The sequence below is a fragment of the Microcoleus sp. AT3-D2 genome, assembly GCF_036705715.1.
GTDB lineage: Bacteria > Cyanobacteriota > Cyanobacteriia > Cyanobacteriales > Microcoleaceae > Microcoleus.
The window spans coordinates 126,035-145,144 of sequence record NZ_JAUBVE010000006.1 but is presented as its reverse complement, the minus strand read 5'-3'; the positions used below and the strand labels follow the sequence as shown (position 1 = coordinate 145,144).

Genomic DNA, 19,110 nt, shown 5'->3' with positions numbered 1-19,110 from the left:
AATCATAAGTTAGGGTGAATCCGACTTCTAAACTCTAAACCTAAACCCTGCCTACTGTCTAGAACGAAATAGCCCTGGGTGCAAAAATAGGGGGAGCAAACTTGGTAAATGCTAAACTCACTGGTGCAATTATGCCAGATGGATCTACTCACGAATAAAATTAGTTAAGGGGTTTGCTCAACAAACTCTACTCAAAAAGCCTGAATACACTCTTTCACCATAAAACAAATATAATGAGAGGTTGTCTAAAAAAGTGATTGCTCTTCGGTTTCTGAGGCCGGGGGACGATCGCCCTTTAATATCTAATTACTTAAATGCACAATACTTGCCCTTTGTCAAGCATAGAATTGGTGAGGTTGCGGATTTGAGATCTGGCTGCTGAGAACGGTTCGACTCTGACAGAGGTTGCCACTCGATCGGGCGTTCACTACAGCACGCTGAAAAGCTATGCCCGATCGCCCGGTATGGCAATGGCTGACATCGGTGCTCTGCTAAAATTGGCGCGGACGTTTGATGTGTCGATCGCAGAATTGTTCGATTTTATCGAACAGTAACAAATTACACTTAAAATAAACCAGCGCTACCAGCGCCAACCAGTTCGACCTCGCAGGGACGATCGACTGTGGGCCCAAGCAACAGATGCGAGAGTTGGCGGATGGGACGGGGCGAGGTCAGAAAGAGATGATATATTCTCAGCGGCAATTGTAGCTGTTCGATCGCCCATATCGGTCTACAATTTGTAACGTTGAGCCTTATTGAAGTGCAGGAGTGGAGCTGGCTTGGATAACGCTAGTCTGTCAAGAAAACCCCCGCAAGCCTCGGAGCTTGTCGCCGACGAAATTCCAGAAGCAGTGCGAGACCACCCATACCCAGAAGCAGGGCAGAGTCAGTCCAAGAAAAAAGGGCTGATTTGGAAACTGCTAGGGTTGGCCGCCTTAGCCTTTGGGGTCAGCATCTGGCTGCACCTCAACTTTAACTCGTTCCCAGCCACCAGTCAGGCAGAGCAAACTCAACAAGACTCAGCGCCGACAAGTTCCGCGTCTCCGTCTGTCGCGAGTCCAGCTACCACCCCAAAAGTCCCCGCAATACCAGAAAACCTGCTGGGACACTTGCCGTACCCAGAAGCACCAGCCAAAGACTTGGTAAGCGTCACCTCCGACGGTAGCGTCAAACTCCGCTCCGGGGCAGCAGCAAAATATCAGGAAATGGTCAACGCCGCTGCAGCATCAGGCATCTATTTCGCTCCCATATCCGGCTTTCGTTCCCTACAAGACCAACAGCACGTATTTTTTGACGTGAAAGCCGAACGCAGGCAAAACGCCAGCAAGCGAGCCGAAGTCAGCGCCCCTCCAGGTTACAGCGAACACCACACCGGTTATGCGATCGACATCGGCGACGGCACTGCCCCGGAACACAACCTCAGCCCCAGTTTTGAAAATACCGAAGCATTCAAGTGGTTAGAAGCCAACGCCGTCGCCTTCAGCTTTGAAATGTCCTTCCCCAAAAACAATCGCCAAGGCGTCAGTTACGAGCCTTGGCATTGGCGGTTTGTGGGCGACAAGCAAAGCCTCGAAACTTTCTACAAAGCTCATTCCATGAAAAAGTAGAGGGAAGAAGGAAGAGGGAAGAAGGAAGAAGGAAGAAGGAAGATTTTCCACATCTCCGGCTTTGCCACTCTCCCACTCTCCCACAGCCCCACTCTAGCCACTCTCCCATTCCCCCCACTCCCCCACTCCGTTGGGCAAAACTCGTGATTGCAATCTATCCAGGCAGCTTTGATCCCATTACCTTCGGTCACGCAGACATTATCGAGCGGGGATCTAAACTGTTTGATCGGGTAATTGTTACCGTAGTCAGAAACCCCAGCAAAACCCCTCTCTTCACCGTAGAGGAACGGATCGAGCAGATCCGGCGCTCTACCCAACACTTGCCAAATGTAGAAGTAGACAGTTTTGAGGGTTTGACAGTAAACTATGCTAAGATTCGACAAGCCAAAGTGCTGCTGCGGGGGCTCCGGGTATTAACAGATTTTGAAATGGAACTCCAGATGGCCCACACCAATAAAACCCTTCTGGGTGAAATTGAAACAGTTTTTTTGGCAACTTCTAACGAGTACAGCTTTTTAAGTAGTAGTGTAGTTAAAGAAATAGCCAAGTTTGGTGGCTCCGTAGATCATCTTGTTCCGAAACACGTCGCCCTAGATATTTACAAATGTTACGCCAGCAGGAACCAACTCGCATCGAACCCGATAGTACCGGCATCGGCACTGAGAACCAACCACCTCAGAACACAGCCGCCTTCGGAGATCCCACCCGAACCGCAGGAGTAGACATCCAGCGGGAATTGAACAGGCTTGAGGAAATTGTTCTCGACAGCCCGCGAATTCCCATGACCAGACGCACTCTGGTGGATGAAGAACAGTTGCTCGATCAGTTAGACTTGGTGAGGCTAAATTTGCCGATCGCCTTTCAGGAAGCCGAGACAATCATCCGGCACAAAGACGACTTGCTTCAAGAGGCGGAACTTTACGCTCAGGAAGTGATAGAAGCAGCAGAACAGCGAGCAGCAGAAATTTTAAACGATATGGGCCTGCTCCAGCAGGCGAAGATAGAGGCAGATCAGTTGCGTCAGCAAGTTTTGCTCGACTGTGAGGCAATTCAGCAGGCCACGTTGGCGGAAGTTGAACAAATTCGCTACCAGGCTCAAGAGGAATTGGAAGAGATGAGAGTCAGGGCGATGGCTGAATGCGAGGAAATTCAAAACGGAGCCGACGATTATGCCGACCAAGTTCTCGATAATATCGAGCACAAGTTAAGCGATATGCTGCGCGTGATCCGCAACGGGCGCGATCAGTTGGATAGTGTTTCTGCGTCGCACATCCATCACAACAACGGTTAGCCAACAGTGAACTCATTGCTTGAACATTTCTAAAAATCTACCTAATTTAGGTAGACTTTTTTTTCGCAGTAAATTTTTTTTCGCAATAGTCTCTATAGCAATCCTCGCATAATTTGTGAATTTCTTACTCCCTCCCCGACACCGCGGGGAGGGTTGGGGTGGGGTAAAAAACTTACGACTCTTTTAGGATTGCTACATGTGTTGTTAGTGTTTTATAAGTTTATTGACGCGGTAAATCCCCTGCTGAAGATCGGCTTTTTAGTTACGGGGACTTTGTTAGGTTGTTGGGCGATTATTTACCTGTTGCAGAAAGTTTTGCCCAAAAATTACAGCCAGTACATTTTGGGAATTTAATCGGATTTTGTGTTTCAGCGGATGTCTTCATAAAACTGCTTGAGATACCTTGGGGAAACGCCAAAACCCCACAAAAAACCAATCGAAAGATAGATGGCAATAGCTTTAAATTCGCCCCAATTCGCAACTCGACGATCGCTACTTTCCACTACCCGATTGACTAACTTAAGTCTCCCCCGTCGCACTAACTTCAAACACAAATCTGCCTCCTCCATAATTGGCAGCGCAGCATCGAAACCCTCGCATTCCCAAAAATCGGTACGGCGACAAAAAATAACTTGGTCGCCAAACAGCAGGCGCAATCCTTGGACAAATAAATGAGGCCGAAATAACAGTGGCGCGTAATAAGTTTTCAGGTAATTGTGGAGGGAAAAACCCCATCTTGTTTTCTGCGAACCAGCCATCAGGGAGATAAACCCGCCGCCGGAAATTTCGGCATCGGACAATGTTTTCTGGATGACTGCTACAATGTCGTCGGGAACTAAAGTATCGGCATGGAGAAAGCACAGAATTTCACCGGTGGCGACTTGAGCACCTAAGTTCATTTGCACGGAACGTCCGGCTGTACTGCTAGAAATAACGCGGATGCCGGCGGAAAGTGCGATCGCCACTGTTTCGTCTTGACTACCGCCGTCTACCACCAACACTTCCCAAGCGGGAGGATTGAGAATGCTGAGTTGGCGGAGGGTGCGTTCCAGACAAGTCGCTTCGTTGAGGGCTGGGATGATAATAGAAACGCGATCCATCTGGTTGAATTTTATGCCAGAGCTATTATAATAAAAAACTGTGGCGATTCACAATTAACGATAAAATAGAACTTACGCGCGCGGATTCATAAACCTGGTGTCGGCCTGCGAACTTGTCACGAAACCTCGGTTTTTTCACAAAAATATAGGTGTATTGGCGTCCTATAAAATCCAGCAAATGTGCAATCGCCATATAAATTTTTCACTAATCAGGAATGAAAAAATCGTGCAGAAAACTGAAGTAAAAAATGATTTAGAGTTTTATGAGGAAAATGCCGATAATTGGTGGGACGAAAATGCTAAAATTTATGCCTTATACCATCTAAACAAACCCAGATTTGAGTTTTTCGACAGACACGCGACTAATTGGCAAGGGCTGAAAACCTTAGATGTGGGGTGCGGCGGCGGCTTTTCTTGCGAGTTTATGGCCCAGAGAGGCGCTATTGTTTCTGGAATAGATCGATCGGAGAAATGTATTGTAGCCGCTCAAAATCACGCAGTTACCAGCGGTTTTGAGATTGACTACAGGCAAGGTTTTGCCGAAAATATGCCCTACCCTGACAATACCTTTGATGTTGTCATCTGCGTGGATGTTTTGGAACACGTGGCCGATTACAAAAAAGTTGTGTCAGAGGTTCACAGGATTCTCAAACCTGGGGGACTGTTCTTTTTTGATACAATCAACCGAACTTTTTCCTCGCAAATTGTGATGATTGGGCTGATGGAAAATATTTTGCAGGAGATTAGGCGGGGCGTTCACGATTGGGAAAAGTTTGTTACCCCGGATGAACTGTCTTTGGTAATGCGCGATACGGGTTTCGGCAAGATTGAAATTAAAGGTTTTGATATGTTTGGAGAAATGGGCGCTATTTTAGCCCAGATACACGGTTTTTGGGGAAATCTTACAAGTGGAAAGCAGCTATTTCCTTCGGGGGAAAGTTTCCAACAAGTTTCTCAAGTGCTAATCTCTAATATCGCTAACTATTTTGATTACAAAAAGTCTGGCTTGTTTAAAATCAAAATTAATGAGGATACGTCGATTATGTATGTTGGCGTAGGGGCGAAGAATTAGTCGGTTAATTGTTGATTGTTGACCGAAAGCATCCAGGATACAAGCCCCCGGATTCATCCGTCCACAAATAAAAAACCTGTATCCGATAAAGGAGCGCCCCGGATTTATCCGTGGTGTCAATGCTTCAAATCTAAAATCTAAAATCTAAAATCTAAAATCGATTGACTGTTGTCATTAGGGGCGGGTTTTAGACTGGTTTTTGCGATCGACAAATCCGGCTAAAACCCGCCTCTATTGCATTTTGTAGGGCGCGCACGCAGCGGTGCACGTTACCCTGTTGAGTGCAAATACAGATATTCCGTAGGGACACGGCACGGCGCCGTATCCTTACTGTATTGCGGGCAATTGAGAATTGCTATATTGGCGATCGCACTACAAATGTAATCTTAATAACTAATTGCAAATTATTAGCAAGTATTTTTACAGTTAAGCCCTTGCGCCGCCCTCTCTGAGCGTCCATAAACACCGCCCCGTGTGAATTTGGGGCTGCTTGTGCTGAGTGTAAACCTAGTTAGACAGCCTTATGTAACAAATCTTAATGTTTTACTCTTGACAATTTATCTAAATTGCATGGTAGCTTATTGAATATTAATTGCAATAAGTGCCGGAAGTTAATAGTACCTGGAGGTCAATCACCGTGACAGCAGCAATAGTTTCCGCGTTAGCCTCGCGAATCAGCGACGGACAACCCGCCGACAGCCAAAAACTGATGAGTTTGGGTAAAAATTCCGAAATACCTGACCTCGATAACTCCAAAGATGTAACCCTCGCCGTCTTAGAAGGAGGGGGAACTCTCACAGTGTGCGATCGAACAGTCACTTTAAAACCCGGAGTATTTGTGTTTGTACCCGCAGGCATCCCGCGCAGTCTAAAAGTACAAACGACGCTGAATCTGTTACTAATTGACTGCGAAGCAGACCCCGATATGAGCGAGTCAGCTTGGTTGATGAATTTTCAAATTTAACCCAATGAAAAAACAGTGTCCTTGCTGTCTTGACTCCCTGATTTCTCAGGTGTGCCACAATCGCGTCTACTGTTTTTGCATGAATTGCAGGCAGGAAATGCCAAATCCTGACTCAAAAAAAATAAATCTTAAACCCTGTCAACTTTCACCTTCGGAGTAACAATGTCGAAATCAATTGGTCTTTTCTACGGAACTACAACTGGCAAAACTGAGTCGGTGGCTGAAATGATTCGGGATGAATTTGGTGGCGATATCGTGACTTTGCACGAGATAGGCAGCATTGAAAATGATGATTTTGCTGAATACGAATGTCTGATTATTGCCTGTCCAACCTGGAATATCGGCGAACTGCAAAGTGACTGGGAAGGCTTTTTCCCAGAACTTGATGATATTGATTTTAGCGGCAAAAAGGTGGCTTATTTGGGAACTGGCGACCAAGATGGCTACCCGGATAATTTTATGGATGCCATGGGGATTTTGGCTGAAAAAATCACGGAACAGGGCGGCGAAACTGTTGGCTATTGGCCGGTAGACGGCTATGATTTTAATGAATCTAAAGCGGTAGTTAATGGCAAATTTTTAGGTCTTGCGATCGATGAAGACAACCAATCCGATCTGACGGAAGCACGGGTAAAATCTTGGGTATCTCAACTCAAGACAGAATTTGGGATCTAGGATTAATGGTGGGCTGGTTTTGCAATTACTCGTTACCAGGATCTGCCTGGTAACGCAGATCGGGGGGCTCTGCCTCCAATTTTACTCCGCGAGGCAAAGCCTTTGGACATCGGTTCCCAAGAAGAGCCTGGGAACCAGTTAAAATTATTAATAGCTCCATTTTCCAACTTAAAAGTGATGATATGTGCTTCAGATGATGTGCTGTGGCTAAGTGCCAGTCCGAGTTTGCAATTATTCGATCTTTCTCTCCTTAACTACTTAAATCAGTCAGTACCAATACAAATATGGGAATACGAACAAACGGAAGATGAAGCTTGTTCTTTAGATGTCGCCGTTGAGCTACTACATCACTATTTGAAAGCGCGCAATCGCCCAATTCATCTAATCGGTCACAGTACGAGCGGACTAATTGGTTTAATCTATGCCCGCCGCTATCCTCACAAAGTCAGCTCTTTGGGACTCTTAGCTGTCGGCTTGCCATCTGCTATTAATTGGCAAGCTCATTACTATACACATCTTTCTGCTTTTTCCTGGAGTCGCAAACAAATTTTAACTCAAATGGTTGGCGATATGCTGGGAGAACAAAATCAGTATATCAATCAAAGATTTGTATCATATTTTGAAAAAGATTTAGCACTTTCGCCTTCGCCTCACTCGTTATTTAGTACGACCAATTTATCCGATGGGGGTGTAGAAGTACCTTTGTTGTTATGCAGTAGCAAGACGGACTTTGTAGTATCTCCTATTGTCATGCGCCCCTGGCTTAAGTTCCTGAAAAAAGGCGATCAACTTTTAGAATTTAAAGAGGGTAGGCATTTCTTTCACCACTTCTATCCAGAACAAGTGGGCGAAAAAATACTGAATTTTTGGCTATCTCTGCACAGCAGGCAAGCAATTTTAACTTTTAAATTTTAGGGTCGCCCTTGCTATTTCCTGTTCAATTGATACCGAAAGTTTCTGTGGTAAAGACTACATTGATGTCGGTAATTCCGAGCAATTTTTGCACACCTGCTTCTACTGTTTTGGCGCAGTTGTCCCAGTTTATTCCGCCAATTTTAGTTTGTAGGGTTTTGAGGGATGGAGTTTGAGTCATCATCAGTATATTGTTGAGATTTTAGAAAACTTGTAAAAATTATTTAACATATATTCAGATGTTTGAGTAAATGGTATGCTAATTTTATTGGATTTGTCAATTAGTTTTTTTGAATGAACCGCAGAGGCGTTCTTGATGCAGAGGAAGATAATAGTAGATTAAAAAGGAATTATTGGCAACGATTATAAAATATTTTAACATCTGGTTAACAAACTCAGCCTTAGCCTGGGTAGAGGGATACTAAGTAGCGATCGAATTTTAATGACTCGCCCCAACTCCTAAAATAGCGATCGAGCAAGCATATATACTTAAATATTAGGGCGAACACCGTGGCACAGCCCCTACCGATTCACAATTTCTCAAGAATTATGCCAGCAAGTTTTCTCCCAAAGTCGATCGCACAACTCACAGAATCTACCTCAATTGCCTTAGCCCAAAGCATTCAACGGGAGGCAATTACAACTCCCCTATCTTCTGAGCCAATTGCCACAACCTACGTGCGCAAAGGCAGCGGAAACACACCGATTTTGCTAATTCACGGCTTCGACAGTTCCTTGTTTGAATTTCGCCGCCTGTTGCCGCTGCTAGCTGCCGAAAATGAAACTTGGGCGGTTGATTTGTTGGGTTTCGGGTTTACAGAAAGAGCGGCAGGTTTGGCATTCAGCGCGAGGGCAATTGAAAGTCACCTTTACTATTTTTGGAAAACGCTAATTTCGCAGCCTGTAATCTTAGTCGGTGCTTCAATGGGAGGTGCTGCAGCAATTGATTTCACTCTCAATTATCCCGAAGCTGTAAAACAATTAGTGTTAATAGATAGCGCAGGTTTTGCCATCAGTTCTAATAAGGGAAAGTTTTTAATTCCTCCTTTAGGATATCTGGCAACTTCCTTTTTACGCAATCCAAAAATTCGCCAGCGAATTAGCGTCAATGCTTATTTCGATAAAAATTTGGCTTCTCTAGACGCTCAAACTTGTGCTGCTTTACACTTGGAAATGCCCAACTGGAATCAAGCTTTAATTGCGTTTACCAAAAGCGGCGGTTACGGTGGTTTTGGGGAAAAATTATCGCAAATTCAGCAGCAGACGCTGATTTTGTGGGGAAAACAAGACCGGATTTTGGGGACGGCGGATGCGGAAAAGTTTGCAATGGCGATCGCAAATTCTCAACTAATTTGGATACCCGACTGCGGGCACGTTCCCCACTTAGAAAAGCCCCAGATTACCGCGCAGCATATTTTAGAATTCATCACAAAAAGCGGACTCACGCAAAAAAATTAAACCTAGGGTGCGCTGCGGCGCACCTTACATATATGTTTTCCCTGGCACATTGGTATAGTTTGAGGTCAAATAGACAGGTTTCAAACTTTAGGCAAATACTTTTGTACGATCGTCCATCCTGTGAGCAACACCGTCACAAATCCCCCAAACAAAGCCAAATTAGTGCCGATGTGGAGGGGACGCGCCCAAGGATGTTTAGGACCAATTTGCAGCCCGCTTCCAACAGAAACCAAGACCAAAGCTACAACAGCTAACCCCGCCGGTAAATGAGCCGAGTGACCCAAATTGCCGTAGTATCCTAGCGTACCGACTACACCAATTCCCAGCAGTAAAATTACCAAAGTCGCCATCCCCGCACCAGTCGCCACATGGAAAGGACGCAGCCATTTTGGTCGCGGTTGTTTGGTACTCCGAGTAGCAAACATCCACGTTCCAGTAACGGCCAGCAACAGGTAAGCCAACAGGGAAACACCCATTGACCAAGCCGCTATTTTCCACAACCACAAGAAAGAAGGCAGATTCATCGGTTGCATCCCTAATTAGGATTTTCCACAAAAGGTTTCTTTCCGATTTTACCTGGACTTGAAAGCAAAAATGAATTATTTTGAGAAAAAGTGCGATCGGACTATCCACAGATTGCATCAGTCTTACCTTGAAGTCAAACCCACTTTCTCCGATACTCAGCTTAATTTACGCTAGAGATTTGTGGCTCACCTTTTTAGGAGCCACCTTTCCATTCTAGCTGGCTGGTTTTGCTCTCCATGAAAGGCATTTTATAAAACCCTAATTTTTGTTCTAAGATTAACCGGAAAAAAGGCAGACCTTCAATCAAATATCTTTTCCACAACCTTCTCGGTTCACTTAATAGTCTGTACGCCCATTCTATGCCGACTTCACTCATCCATTTGGGAGCTCTGGCTTTGCAACCCGCTTCAAAATCAATGGTTGCGCCTACGGCTAAGAAAATTTTGACGTGTGTTAATTTGCTCCTGTATTTAACCAGCCACTTCTCTTGCTTGGGCGCTCCCACTCCTATAGCCAGAACAGTCGCTCCTGATTTATTGATCGCGTCAATTATTGTTTCACATTCTTCCTCATCTTTTTCAAAGCCAAAAGAAGGAGAAAGTGCTTCAACCACTATTTCTCTACCAATTTTTTGGTTAATTTTTTCCTGGGCTTTCCTAGCAATACCTTCAGCAGCTCCTAGCAAAAATATTTTAATCTTCTCGTTATCTTTGTGATACATATAAAATGCAGGGAACAAATCAGAACCAGAAATTTTTTCTTTGAGAGGAGTACCCAAAAACTTAGAGGCATACATCAATATTTGACTGTCGCACACTCTATAAGTAGATGTATTGTAAGCTTCATAGAAGTCGCGGTCATACTGCAACTTAATCAAGTGGTCTACATTCGGTGTAAATACGACACCACCTTCGCCGTCGAGTTTTTCAAACAACTCTGTGATTGACAAGTTATCTATCGAGACATTCAATAAATTAACTGTTTTCATTTATGATGCCCTTCCCGCTTTATATTAAACTACAACTCAAACTATTATAACCCACAATTCAGTTTCGTGTTTTAACTACGTGGGTGCTTCCGTGAACATACTTTTCTCAGTATATCCTCCTACACCCTGCCTGTCTAGTGAGAATTTTTAAAGATTATGTAAAGAATCAGCTCGTTTTAGAAAAATTGTATAAAGCCCATTTTTAAGATTATAACTCGCAACACAGTTTCAAGAAAAAAGCCATCCAGTGCTAATACTTGAAGCATTGCAAATGAATGTAAAAAATAGTTTATGAGGTTAAAATTTTAACCTAGTGACAAATATCTGGCAACTTCCGAACTGGATTTCATCCAAAAGTGGTAGATTTTTGAGTTTTTGTCTCCAGGGAAGGCAAGATAGTCTCAAGCTTGAAGTGAAGCAGCGATCGCATTCCTGAAAATCATCCTGATTTTTGGTGAACCAGGGACTGTCTTCTTGGTGGCGAAGTGGTTTTCTTGGCCTTAAGACTTTCTGGAGCTTTTAAGACGAGACCCGATATTCCTCCAGCAATCAGGGCAAAAATCGGGTTAGTCATAGCATTCAAAACACAGTCAAACACGTACATAGTTAAGGCTATTCCCAGGACGGCAGCGGGTGCTACTTTGGGATTAGTCCAGGTTCTGGCGGGATATTTGAACACGGAAAAGACGATAACAGGAAGTAACAAGGAAGAAAATAAACTAACTAAACCCACTGCACCGTTGATGCCAAATGCAATAATCCATAAGCTGTCGGTGACCGAGATATCATCACCGTATTCGTTATACACGCGGTTTCCGCCCGAATCTCCCCAGCCAAACATAAATCTTTGCCGCGCCTTTTCCCCCAATATCTCTTCATTATCAAATCTAAACTTCAAAGAGCCGGCTCGTTCTTCGCCAAATACTTGATTGATGAACTCAATCACGTCTTTGCTCGAAAATTGGCCGGATGCAGCTATGTACAGATAAAACACTATATATCCAATTATGAATAGCAGGGGCAAAGAGGTGCGAAACCACTTGGCAGAGAATAATACGATCAACGCGAATACAAATAAACTGTAGGCGCCCGTAGAACGGCACAGGAAAAAAGCGATAGTTAATATAATTGCTAAAGTCTTGATGTTACGGCCCATAAACTTTTTAAGCGTCCCAGTTTGCCACAGCCAAACAGCAATTAAGGCGGCTGTCATCATCCATAGGCCCACCATCAAACCGTGCTGCATAAATACTACCGGTCTCCACCCCCCCATACGCCTTGCTTGACCCCAGTCGTCAAAGGCATTGACGCCGTAAATCATTTGGTGCAGAATTGGGCCCCTAATCCCTTCAACTAAAGTAAAAGGAATGTAGGCTAACCCACCTGCAAAAATCCCGATCGCCAATTGTCGCAGCCCGTCTAAACTACCCACATACAAGCGTCCTAAAAAATAAGGCAGACCCCAAGTAACGATTTGGTTGATAGTCGGAGAAATCGGGCTGCCGCCATTACTAACTTGTGAAAAAATTGGACACAAACAGTAAATTACCATTGGCACGTCCAGCCAACCGGGCTTAAAAGATGTGAGGCGCACCGTATCGTAGATAAGAGTCCCCAGCAAAATGCCGTAGCAAGCTGCAGAGATTTTGGTATACGGTGGCAATGAGGGGATGGGATAAGAAGCTTGCGGTAAAAAAAGCCACGCTGCTACAAAACTTATAATTACCGCCCGCTGAGCCGGAAACCTCACAAACAGGTAAAAAACGACTGGAATAAAGCCGAACATAGCCAGTGGGATTAATGCAACCATAGGTTTTTTTGCAGTAAAATTGTAGAAAGACAACTCAAATTGCCAGATAAAAATTGTCGCTTAAACGATCGCCCAACCCCAATCTTTTAAATCAACCTCAATTTTACGTCTTGTTCGTTAATTGTGCCTGACGTTCCAAAGCAGTGTAGAGTGCCGCCTCGAAGAGATTAGTTGCATCCTCCCAAGTATAATTTATCACCGTTTCCAAAGCAGTCTCGGACATTGCGCGCCATTCGGCATCAGACAACTGACAAATCTGCTCGATCGCTTTTGCCATATCCTCTGGGTCTTCTGGCTTGACAAGTATGCCACCCCCGCAAGCTTGTAGTTCCGGAGCTGCGCCTGCTGGAGTGCCGATGAATGGAGTGCCACAAGCCATCGCTTCTAAAATTGGCAAGCCGAAGCCTTCGGATCTGCTGGAAAACAGTCAAGCATCGCATTTGCTGTAAAACTCTCTGAGTTGCTCTTGAGTAGGTTCCTGATTATACTCAGTACCCGGAGGCAGCGGCAAATAGGAAGGAGGACTATCGCCGGAACCAAAGGCAACTAAACGAAGGTTGGGAATTTTTTGGGCAGCTAGAGAGAAAGCTTTCAGGGCAATATCGCAGCCTTTCCAAGGAGTTCTAGTATAGTACATCCCGACTGTGGGAACTGACTGCTTGCCTCGCGGCTGCCCCAGCCGCGACTGGGGGTCGTAAAATTGTTTGGTGTCCACGGTGGGAGGGACAAGAGATACAGACAAATCGCCGTATTCATTCCGAGCTATGTCGGCCAGCCACTGGGCCACAGCGATTTTGTGCATCGGCAGCCGCCAAGTTGCCTCTACTCGACCTTGTGGTACGTTGTCAAAAGCCTCATAATGTTGGAGAAAATATACTTTCCTTCCTTTGCTGGGAGAGAGTTTTGCCACCCACCAAGTAGCCATGACAATATCGGCATCAGGTACGTCAAGATCAGTAATTGGACGGTTGGTTTCGATAACTCGACTTTCGACATCCACTTTGTCAAAGTGAGACTTTTGTGTCTTGGGAGCGGACAGCCAACCCCTACCCCTCAGCAGCGATCGCAATTGTTGGAGCAAAGTCGGTTGCGGCAGGGGCATAGAGAAGAACCCCACCAAACGATATTGAGTTTCTCCCCAGAATCCCGCACCGAAAACGCCCGTAGCACCCAATTTCAAATGGCAGCGCGGGACTTAGCATCCAACCGGAATTTTTTCCTCAGCATTGTAGGGAGAAAAGGAATCTATGTTAACGTCGCGGTCTTTAGATTTGTCTACAGCAATTTTCAATGCCGCTTCAAAATGATCCGTGGCATCTTCCCAAGTATAATTGTTCACCTTGGCATAGGCGGCTTCAGACATGGCTTGCCACTTGGAATTTGGCATCTGACAGATACGCTCTATGGCTTTTGCCATTTCTTGGGGATCTTCTCGTCTTAAAAGTATGCCAGTACCGTCGCTCAAAATTTCAGGAGCAGCACCTGCTGGGGTACTGATGACGGGAGTGCGGCACGCCATCGCTTCGATAATTGGCAAGCCGAAGCCTTCTGAGCGGCTCGCCAGCAGCCAAGCATCGCATTTGCTGTAATAGTCTTTGATTTTGTCTTGGTCGGGTTGAATTACATACTCGGCATTTGCCGGTAGCGGCAATTCCGGGGATGGGGCCTCTGTACCGAACGCAACCAGACGCAGGTTGGGGATCTTTTCGGCCGCTAAGGAAAAAGCTTTGAGGGCGATGTCAGTTCCTTTCCAATAGACTGTAGAGTACATTAGACCAACTGTAGGAACCGATTGTTTGTTGCGAGGACAGGCGTAAAACTGCTTCGTGTCCACGGTAGGAGGAGCTAAGGAAACTTGACGATCGCCATATTTAGTCCGAGCTAGCTCAACTAACCACTGAGAGATCGTAATTTTGTGCATCGGCAGCATCCAAGTTGCTTCTACTCTACCTTGAGGTAGATAGTCAAAAATTTCGTGGTGCTGGATAAAATAAGCTTTTGCTCCTTTGCTAGGAGAGAGTTTGGCTACCCACTCGGCGGTTTCCCACCAGGTGGCAACTACTACGTCAGCGTCAGGTACATCTTTGTCTTCTACCGGGCGGTAGCGATCGATAATTTTGTGTTCTACACCTAAGTTATCGAAAAATGAGGGTTCGTTTTCAGGTGGGGAAATCCAACCCCCTCCCCGCAGCAGCGACTTGACTTGCTGGCGCATACTCGCCTGGGGACGGGGTAAAGAGATGACGAATACGGAGTGTCCTCGCTTTCTCAAAAGTTCTGCGAAAATAGATATTACTCGTATTCCACCAGTCAGAGACACAGTAGGAAGAACAAAGGTGATTTTCATTTTTAAGTCCCACTTAAGACTTGGAATCGCATTCGGCGCTGCTAAGCTGTTCAGCATTTAAATTTTCTGCCTGAAAGCCAGGGTGCAAGGAGTCTAGGCTTCAAAAATCCCAATTTAAATGCGTATCAGCTTACCAGCACTGATGTTAGAGCCCAAAAGGAAAGAGGGGCGGGTGAATATTAATTACCGCTTTCCTAGTGTTTACATAGAATCCAACCGACCGACTGTTCGCAACACCCCAATATTTATCTGCACAAACTGCACTGTCATGGGATTGATAATAAGGATTTATGTGATGGCGAAACAGTTCCTATAGGGATAATTTGCAGGCCAGCGAAAGTTCATCTCGAAGATAGATACCTCATCAAATAGGAGCTTTGTTCGCGACCAACACCAAGCTAGACAACACCCTCGGTTGAAGATAACATCATTTACTATCCAACAGACAGGAATGTACAGTAAACCGAATGTCAGCCAACTTTTAATGTGGGGGATAAAGGTAGCATTAACAACAATATTCAGTAGATTGATATCGCCTTTGGCAAAATTTTATACTGGATTAAAGAGGGTAATTATTACCTTGAGAATGTTGATTTTTCCATTGAACTAACAGATATAAATACCAATCATAGGCTGTGATTTTTGGGTAACTGTGCTGTCGGTATTGCTTGAGACAATATCCTATTTTGTCAAGATTTAGAGATGGTGGTTTTCTCAGATACCGGCAGGGGCACGATCGCGCGAATGACCGTTGTGGACGCGCGAATGAGGGGAGAAACCCTGTTTTTTAAGCGATATCTCTCGCCCTCACTTGTCGTATGTTCGTGTAAAAACCCGGTTGATGCGTCCACTGTTTGAAAAAATAGGTTTCCCAATCGTCCTACAGAAAATAGAGTTTCACCGATATAAATTTAATTAGCTGCGTGAGTTTTAAATTTGTTAATAAAAGGCGATCGCATGAAAAAGTTCCCAAAAGAGACTGCCACTGGGGGGGCAGAGTATATGTAGTGTTCCTGCCCAATCCTTGTCTAAGTAATTACCGTAACAAAAATTCATCAGCAAATTATTAAATGACCCTATAAAGATCAAAGGAATACTCAATGTGGATCGACCTATATCGTGCAAACGTTGACTCCTAAGCATTAGCAGCAGCTTCGTGGTATGTATCAAACGATTTCGCGTACAAAAAATTTCATGTTATGAAAGCATCATTTTTTCTAAGTTTGCAATTCCAGATGACAATCGGTGTGCTCTTGGGGGCCCGGCCGCCGATGCTTGTAGCGATATGTTGGCCTGTTTTCAAGCAGCTAAAATTATGCGATCGCCAGCAAAACCAAACCTAGAATTAAAAGCAGATGTCTTAACGGAAAGCATCTTCCGGTGGGAAGATATGAACGTTCGATTATTGCACAGCATCAGTCAAGAGCCCAGTAGAATCAGCATGAATGCCAGCAAACACTTGTCGCTGCTAGTTGGCATTAACCGCAGCTACAGCCACATATACCTTGCCGAAGCTTAAAATTTATCAGGGTACATTATCGCCTGTGGCAGTGCCACGCCGCCCCGATGATGGGGGAAGATATTAGTCAGGAGAGAGAGTGGGGAAAAGGGTCAATTGTTACTGTAGAATTGCAGGCGATAGTCGCTGAAAAAGCAGCTAGTTAAAGAGGACTTGCCAACCAATAATTGCCAGAGCTAAATCTGCGATCGCGTGGCTGATATAACTCGACCACAGCGAACGGTAAGTCAGATAAGAATGCGACCAAATTATCCCGGCGGTGAAGACAGCTAAGGAACCTAAGATAACAGCCTGCCAGTCGCTGTAAGCTGCTATTACAAAAATGTGGTGGATCGTGAAAAATAGCGAACTCAGAAATATTGCTTTTGTACCCGGTATGAGAATCTGGCACTTGTTGCATACAAACCACCGCCAAGTAAATTCTTCAATCAGTGAGTTAACTAGCACAAAATATGCTTCTACAATCAAGTAAATAGTAGGGCTGCTAATACCTAATTGGTGCGATTTTTCTTTAGCAACTACAGGATCGATCCAGTGCTGACCGAAAAGCCGATAGATACCTAGAATCATCGCAAACATGAATATTCCCCAAATAGATCCAGCCAGCAATTCTTGGCGCTTGGGCAGGGATAAACTGAGCTTTTTGCGATCAACAAAAACAGACCACGCGATCGGAAAAACCAGCAACCAAAGTTGACAGAAGACTGACAGTGTTTTTCCCCAGCCTCCCGGGGCAATATACAAGGCTGCTATGATACCAATACTAGCCGCAGGGACAAGTAGTGTTAGAGCCAATAGTGCTGTTTTGCGATCGCCGATATCCAGCATTTTGCACGCTTTATTTGAAAATTGGATTGATATCAAAGGTAAAAGCTTGGCGGCGGCGGACAGGTGATACCACTTTAAAAAAATGCACCTCTGTGCCAGTGTTCCAAACCCTTATGCAGTCAGCCATTCCCAAGTGTTTAATCTAAAATTTAAAATGGTATGAGTTTTGTGCCACTTATAAAAGTGGCGCTTATTTGTTGCAACCAAAAATATGCAGTTGCACAAAATTGAAGACTCCGCTGCTAAAGCAGTTTTGATTGGAACTAAGTATTTATGCAAGCACAAGTTGATAATCTATTTGCATTTGGGGTTCAAAATACAATAATATAATTGAATCCCTCGTAGCTGTGTATTTTGGCTGAATGACGATCGCAATTGATTTTGGAACTAGCAACACCGTCGTCGCTCGCTGGAATCAAGCCCTCCAGCAGCCCGAAACTTTAAAATTACCGGGATTGTCGGCAATCTCGGCTCAAAATCCGCCCCTAATTCCCAGTTTACTCTACGTTGAGGACGCTGCTCAAAGTAAAGTCATACTCGGTCAGCAAGTCCGCGACAAAGGCCTGGATTTGAGTGGAGATTCTCGGTTTTTCCGCAATTTTAAGCGGGGAATTGGCACTTCTGTTCAGGGTTTTGTGCCGGAAATTGACGGGCAACTTATTACTTTTGAACAAGTAGGTGAGTGGTATTTGAGCCAAATTGTGAACTCAATTCGCGAACTGCCTTTGCCGATCGATTCTTTGATTTTTACTGTGCCGGTAGATAGTTTTGAAGCTTACCGTCATTGGTTGGGCAAATTGTCTCAATCTCTGCAAGTAGAACAGGTGCGGATGTTGGACGAACCTACGGCGGCTGCTTTGGGTTACGGTTTGGCAGATCGCGAAAACCTGTTAGTCATTGATTTCGGCGGCGGAACTCTAGACCTTTCTTTGGTGCGTTTGGACGCTTCCTCCGACAAAAAGCCCCTCGGTTTTATTCTTAAGTGGGGCGAAAAGCTATTAGCTGAATCTTCAGCGCAAAAAGCAAAAGTTGCCCGGGTTTTGGCTAAAGCCGGACAAAATTTAGGCGGTTCTGATATTGATAATTGGCTGGTTGACTATTTTGTTAAAACAAAAGGGCTGGCCAAATCTCCCATTACAACGAGATTGGCAGAACGGTTAAAGATTCAGTTGTCTTTGGTGAATCAGGCAGTTGAGGTTTATTTTGATGATGAAAATTTTGAGAGTTACGAATTAGAATTAGACCGAACTCGTTTTGAATCTATCCTCGGTGAACATCAGTTTTTTGACAAACTGGACGACTGCATGAATCAAGTATTGCAGCAAGCGCGGCGCCAAGGCTTAGAAATTGGCGACATCGACGCAGTTTTGCTAGTTGGCGGTACTGTGCAAATCCCCGCTGTCGGGCGTTGGGTGCAGCAATATTTCGATCCGGCAAAAATTCGCTGCGACAAACCCTTTGAGGCGATCGCCCAAGGTGCTCTGCAACTGAGTCAAGGCATAGAAATCAAAGATTTTCTCTATCACAGTTACGGCATTCGCTACTGGAACCGCCGCGACAATTGCCACAGTTGGCACAGTTTAATCAAATCCGGCCAGTCTTATCCGATGAGCGAACCGGTAGAATTAGTCTTGGGGGCTTCTTTAGAAAGTCAGCCAAGTATAGAATTAATTATCGGCGAATTGGGAGCGGAAACTGGCGGCAGGGAGATATATTTTGACGGCGACAGGCTAATTACTCGCCAACTCGCGGGCCAAACATCGGCACAGCCCTTAAATGATAAAGACGGAGCCCGCAGCATCGCTCAATTGACGCCGCCTGGGTATCCGGGGAGCGATCGCATAAAAGTTTTGTTCCGCGTTGACGAACAGCGCTTTTTGCGAATTACCGTGGAAGATTTGCTGACAAATGAAACTTTGTTAGAGGATAAACCCGTGGTGCAGCTAAGTTAAGGATAGACTTTACAGGTAAGGTGCGCTTCGGCGCACCCTACTGATTGCGTTCAAAACAAATT

The 19,110-nt window shown here is 45.0% G+C and carries 21 protein-coding genes; 11 read left to right on the top strand and 10 right to left on the bottom strand.

The window, feature by feature from the left end; all coding sequences use genetic code 11:
• Positions 1-371: 371 nt before the first annotated feature.
• A complete protein-coding gene (locus QUB44_RS04790; protein ID WP_333363812.1) occupies positions 372-554 on the top strand; it encodes a helix-turn-helix transcriptional regulator in 183 nt (60 codons plus the stop codon).
• Positions 555-580: 26 nt separating this feature from the next.
• Here the strand turns inward: QUB44_RS04790 and QUB44_RS04785 are convergent, their stop codons facing one another.
• Complete coding sequence (locus QUB44_RS04785) at positions 581-724, bottom strand: hypothetical protein (protein ID WP_158307989.1); 144 nt, start codon at positions 722-724, stop codon at positions 581-583.
• A 55-nt stretch (positions 725-779) separates the two neighbouring features.
• Here QUB44_RS04785 and QUB44_RS04780 point away from each other — a divergent pair, with 55 nt between their 5' ends.
• From QUB44_RS04780 to QUB44_RS04770, 3 genes are all read left to right on the top strand, one after another.
• Positions 780-1,607: a M15 family metallopeptidase gene (locus QUB44_RS04780; protein WP_333363795.1), complete on the top strand. Its 828-nt coding sequence runs from the start codon at positions 780-782 to the stop codon at positions 1,605-1,607.
• A 143-nt stretch (positions 1,608-1,750) separates the two neighbouring features.
• The gene (gene coaD, locus QUB44_RS04775; RefSeq protein WP_333363792.1) at positions 1,751-2,329 is read left to right on the top strand and encodes a pantetheine-phosphate adenylyltransferase; all 579 of its coding nucleotides are present in this window, start codon (positions 1,751-1,753) and stop codon (positions 2,327-2,329) included.
• Positions 2,212-2,898, top strand: coding sequence for a DivIVA domain-containing protein (locus tag QUB44_RS04770; RefSeq protein ID WP_333363789.1), 687 nt, complete (start codon positions 2,212-2,214; stop codon positions 2,896-2,898). Before coaD ends, QUB44_RS04770 begins: the two co-directional genes overlap by 118 nt.
• Positions 2,899-3,266: 368 nt before the next feature.
• Here QUB44_RS04770 and QUB44_RS04765 read toward each other — a convergent pair whose 3' ends face one another.
• On the bottom strand, positions 3,267-3,998 hold the full coding sequence (locus tag QUB44_RS04765; RefSeq protein ID WP_333363786.1) for a TIGR04283 family arsenosugar biosynthesis glycosyltransferase: 732 nt from the start codon (positions 3,996-3,998) through the stop codon (positions 3,267-3,269).
• Positions 3,999-4,224: 226 nt separating this feature from the next.
• Between QUB44_RS04765 and ubiG the strand changes: the two genes are divergently transcribed.
• The 4 genes from ubiG (at position 4,225) to QUB44_RS04745 (ending at position 7,624) form a co-directional block, all read left to right on the top strand.
• Positions 4,225-5,070, top strand: coding sequence for a bifunctional 2-polyprenyl-6-hydroxyphenol methylase/3-demethylubiquinol 3-O-methyltransferase UbiG (ubiG, locus tag QUB44_RS04760; protein ID WP_333363784.1), 846 nt, complete (start codon positions 4,225-4,227; stop codon positions 5,068-5,070).
• Positions 5,071-5,707: 637 nt separating this feature from the next.
• Positions 5,708-6,034: a cupin domain-containing protein gene (locus QUB44_RS04755; RefSeq protein ID WP_333363781.1), complete on the top strand. Its 327-nt coding sequence runs from the start codon at positions 5,708-5,710 to the stop codon at positions 6,032-6,034.
• A gap of 162 nt (positions 6,035-6,196) precedes the next feature.
• Positions 6,197-6,709 (top strand): flavodoxin FldA, encoded by a 513-nt coding sequence (fldA, locus tag QUB44_RS04750; protein WP_333363778.1) that lies wholly within the window; start codon positions 6,197-6,199, stop codon positions 6,707-6,709.
• 177 nt (positions 6,710-6,886) lie between these two features.
• Positions 6,887-7,624, top strand: a complete 738-nt coding sequence (locus QUB44_RS04745) for an alpha/beta hydrolase (RefSeq protein ID WP_333363776.1) — start codon at positions 6,887-6,889, stop codon at positions 7,622-7,624.
• A gap of 22 nt (positions 7,625-7,646) precedes the next feature.
• Here the strand turns inward: QUB44_RS04745 and QUB44_RS04740 are convergent, their stop codons facing one another.
• Entirely contained in the window at positions 7,647-7,805 is a 159-nt protein-coding gene (locus QUB44_RS04740) for a hypothetical protein (RefSeq protein WP_333363773.1), read from the bottom strand.
• Between the two features lie 365 nt (positions 7,806-8,170).
• On the opposite strand from QUB44_RS04740, the gene QUB44_RS04735 reads away from it, so the two are divergent.
• On the top strand, positions 8,171-9,079 hold the full coding sequence (locus QUB44_RS04735) for an alpha/beta hydrolase (RefSeq protein ID WP_333363770.1): 909 nt from the start codon (positions 8,171-8,173) through the stop codon (positions 9,077-9,079).
• 80 nt (positions 9,080-9,159) lie between these two features.
• Here the strand turns inward: QUB44_RS04735 and QUB44_RS04730 are convergent, their stop codons facing one another.
• From QUB44_RS04730 to QUB44_RS04705, 6 genes are all read right to left on the bottom strand, one after another.
• A complete protein-coding gene (locus tag QUB44_RS04730; RefSeq protein WP_333331381.1) occupies positions 9,160-9,603 on the bottom strand; it encodes a DUF4079 domain-containing protein in 444 nt (147 codons plus the stop codon).
• A 194-nt stretch (positions 9,604-9,797) separates the two neighbouring features.
• On the bottom strand, positions 9,798-10,592 hold the full coding sequence (locus QUB44_RS04725; protein ID WP_333363766.1) for a WecB/TagA/CpsF family glycosyltransferase: 795 nt from the start codon (positions 10,590-10,592) through the stop codon (positions 9,798-9,800).
• Positions 10,593-11,031: 439 nt separating this feature from the next.
• Positions 11,032-12,402 (bottom strand): O-antigen ligase domain-containing protein, encoded by a 1,371-nt coding sequence (locus tag QUB44_RS04720; protein ID WP_333363763.1) that lies wholly within the window; start codon positions 12,400-12,402, stop codon positions 11,032-11,034.
• Positions 12,403-12,505: 103 nt separating this feature from the next.
• Positions 12,506-12,829 carry a glycosyltransferase gene (locus QUB44_RS04715; RefSeq protein WP_333363809.1) on the bottom strand — a complete coding sequence of 108 codons (324 nt, stop codon included), beginning with the start codon at positions 12,827-12,829 and terminating at the stop codon, positions 12,506-12,508.
• A complete protein-coding gene (locus QUB44_RS04710) occupies positions 12,830-13,504 on the bottom strand; it encodes a hypothetical protein (protein WP_333363760.1) in 675 nt (224 codons plus the stop codon).
• A 93-nt stretch (positions 13,505-13,597) separates the two neighbouring features.
• The gene (locus QUB44_RS04705) at positions 13,598-14,749 is read right to left on the bottom strand and encodes a glycosyltransferase family 4 protein (RefSeq protein ID WP_333363806.1); all 1,152 of its coding nucleotides are present in this window, start codon (positions 14,747-14,749) and stop codon (positions 13,598-13,600) included.
• A 1,156-nt stretch (positions 14,750-15,905) separates the two neighbouring features.
• On the opposite strand from QUB44_RS04705, the gene QUB44_RS04700 reads away from it, so the two are divergent.
• Positions 15,906-16,268 carry a hypothetical protein gene (locus QUB44_RS04700; protein ID WP_333363757.1) on the top strand — a complete coding sequence of 121 codons (363 nt, stop codon included), beginning with the start codon at positions 15,906-15,908 and terminating at the stop codon, positions 16,266-16,268.
• A 138-nt stretch (positions 16,269-16,406) separates the two neighbouring features.
• On the opposite strand, the gene QUB44_RS04695 is transcribed toward QUB44_RS04700, so the two are convergent.
• Positions 16,407-17,132, bottom strand: a complete 726-nt coding sequence (locus QUB44_RS04695; protein WP_333363754.1) for a CPBP family intramembrane glutamic endopeptidase — start codon at positions 17,130-17,132, stop codon at positions 16,407-16,409.
• 326 nt (positions 17,133-17,458) lie between these two features.
• Here QUB44_RS04695 and QUB44_RS04690 point away from each other — a divergent pair, with 326 nt between their 5' ends.
• Entirely contained in the window at positions 17,459-19,048 is a 1,590-nt protein-coding gene (locus QUB44_RS04690) for an Hsp70 family protein (RefSeq protein WP_333363751.1), read from the top strand.
• The last annotated feature ends 62 nt before the right edge of the window (positions 19,049-19,110 follow it).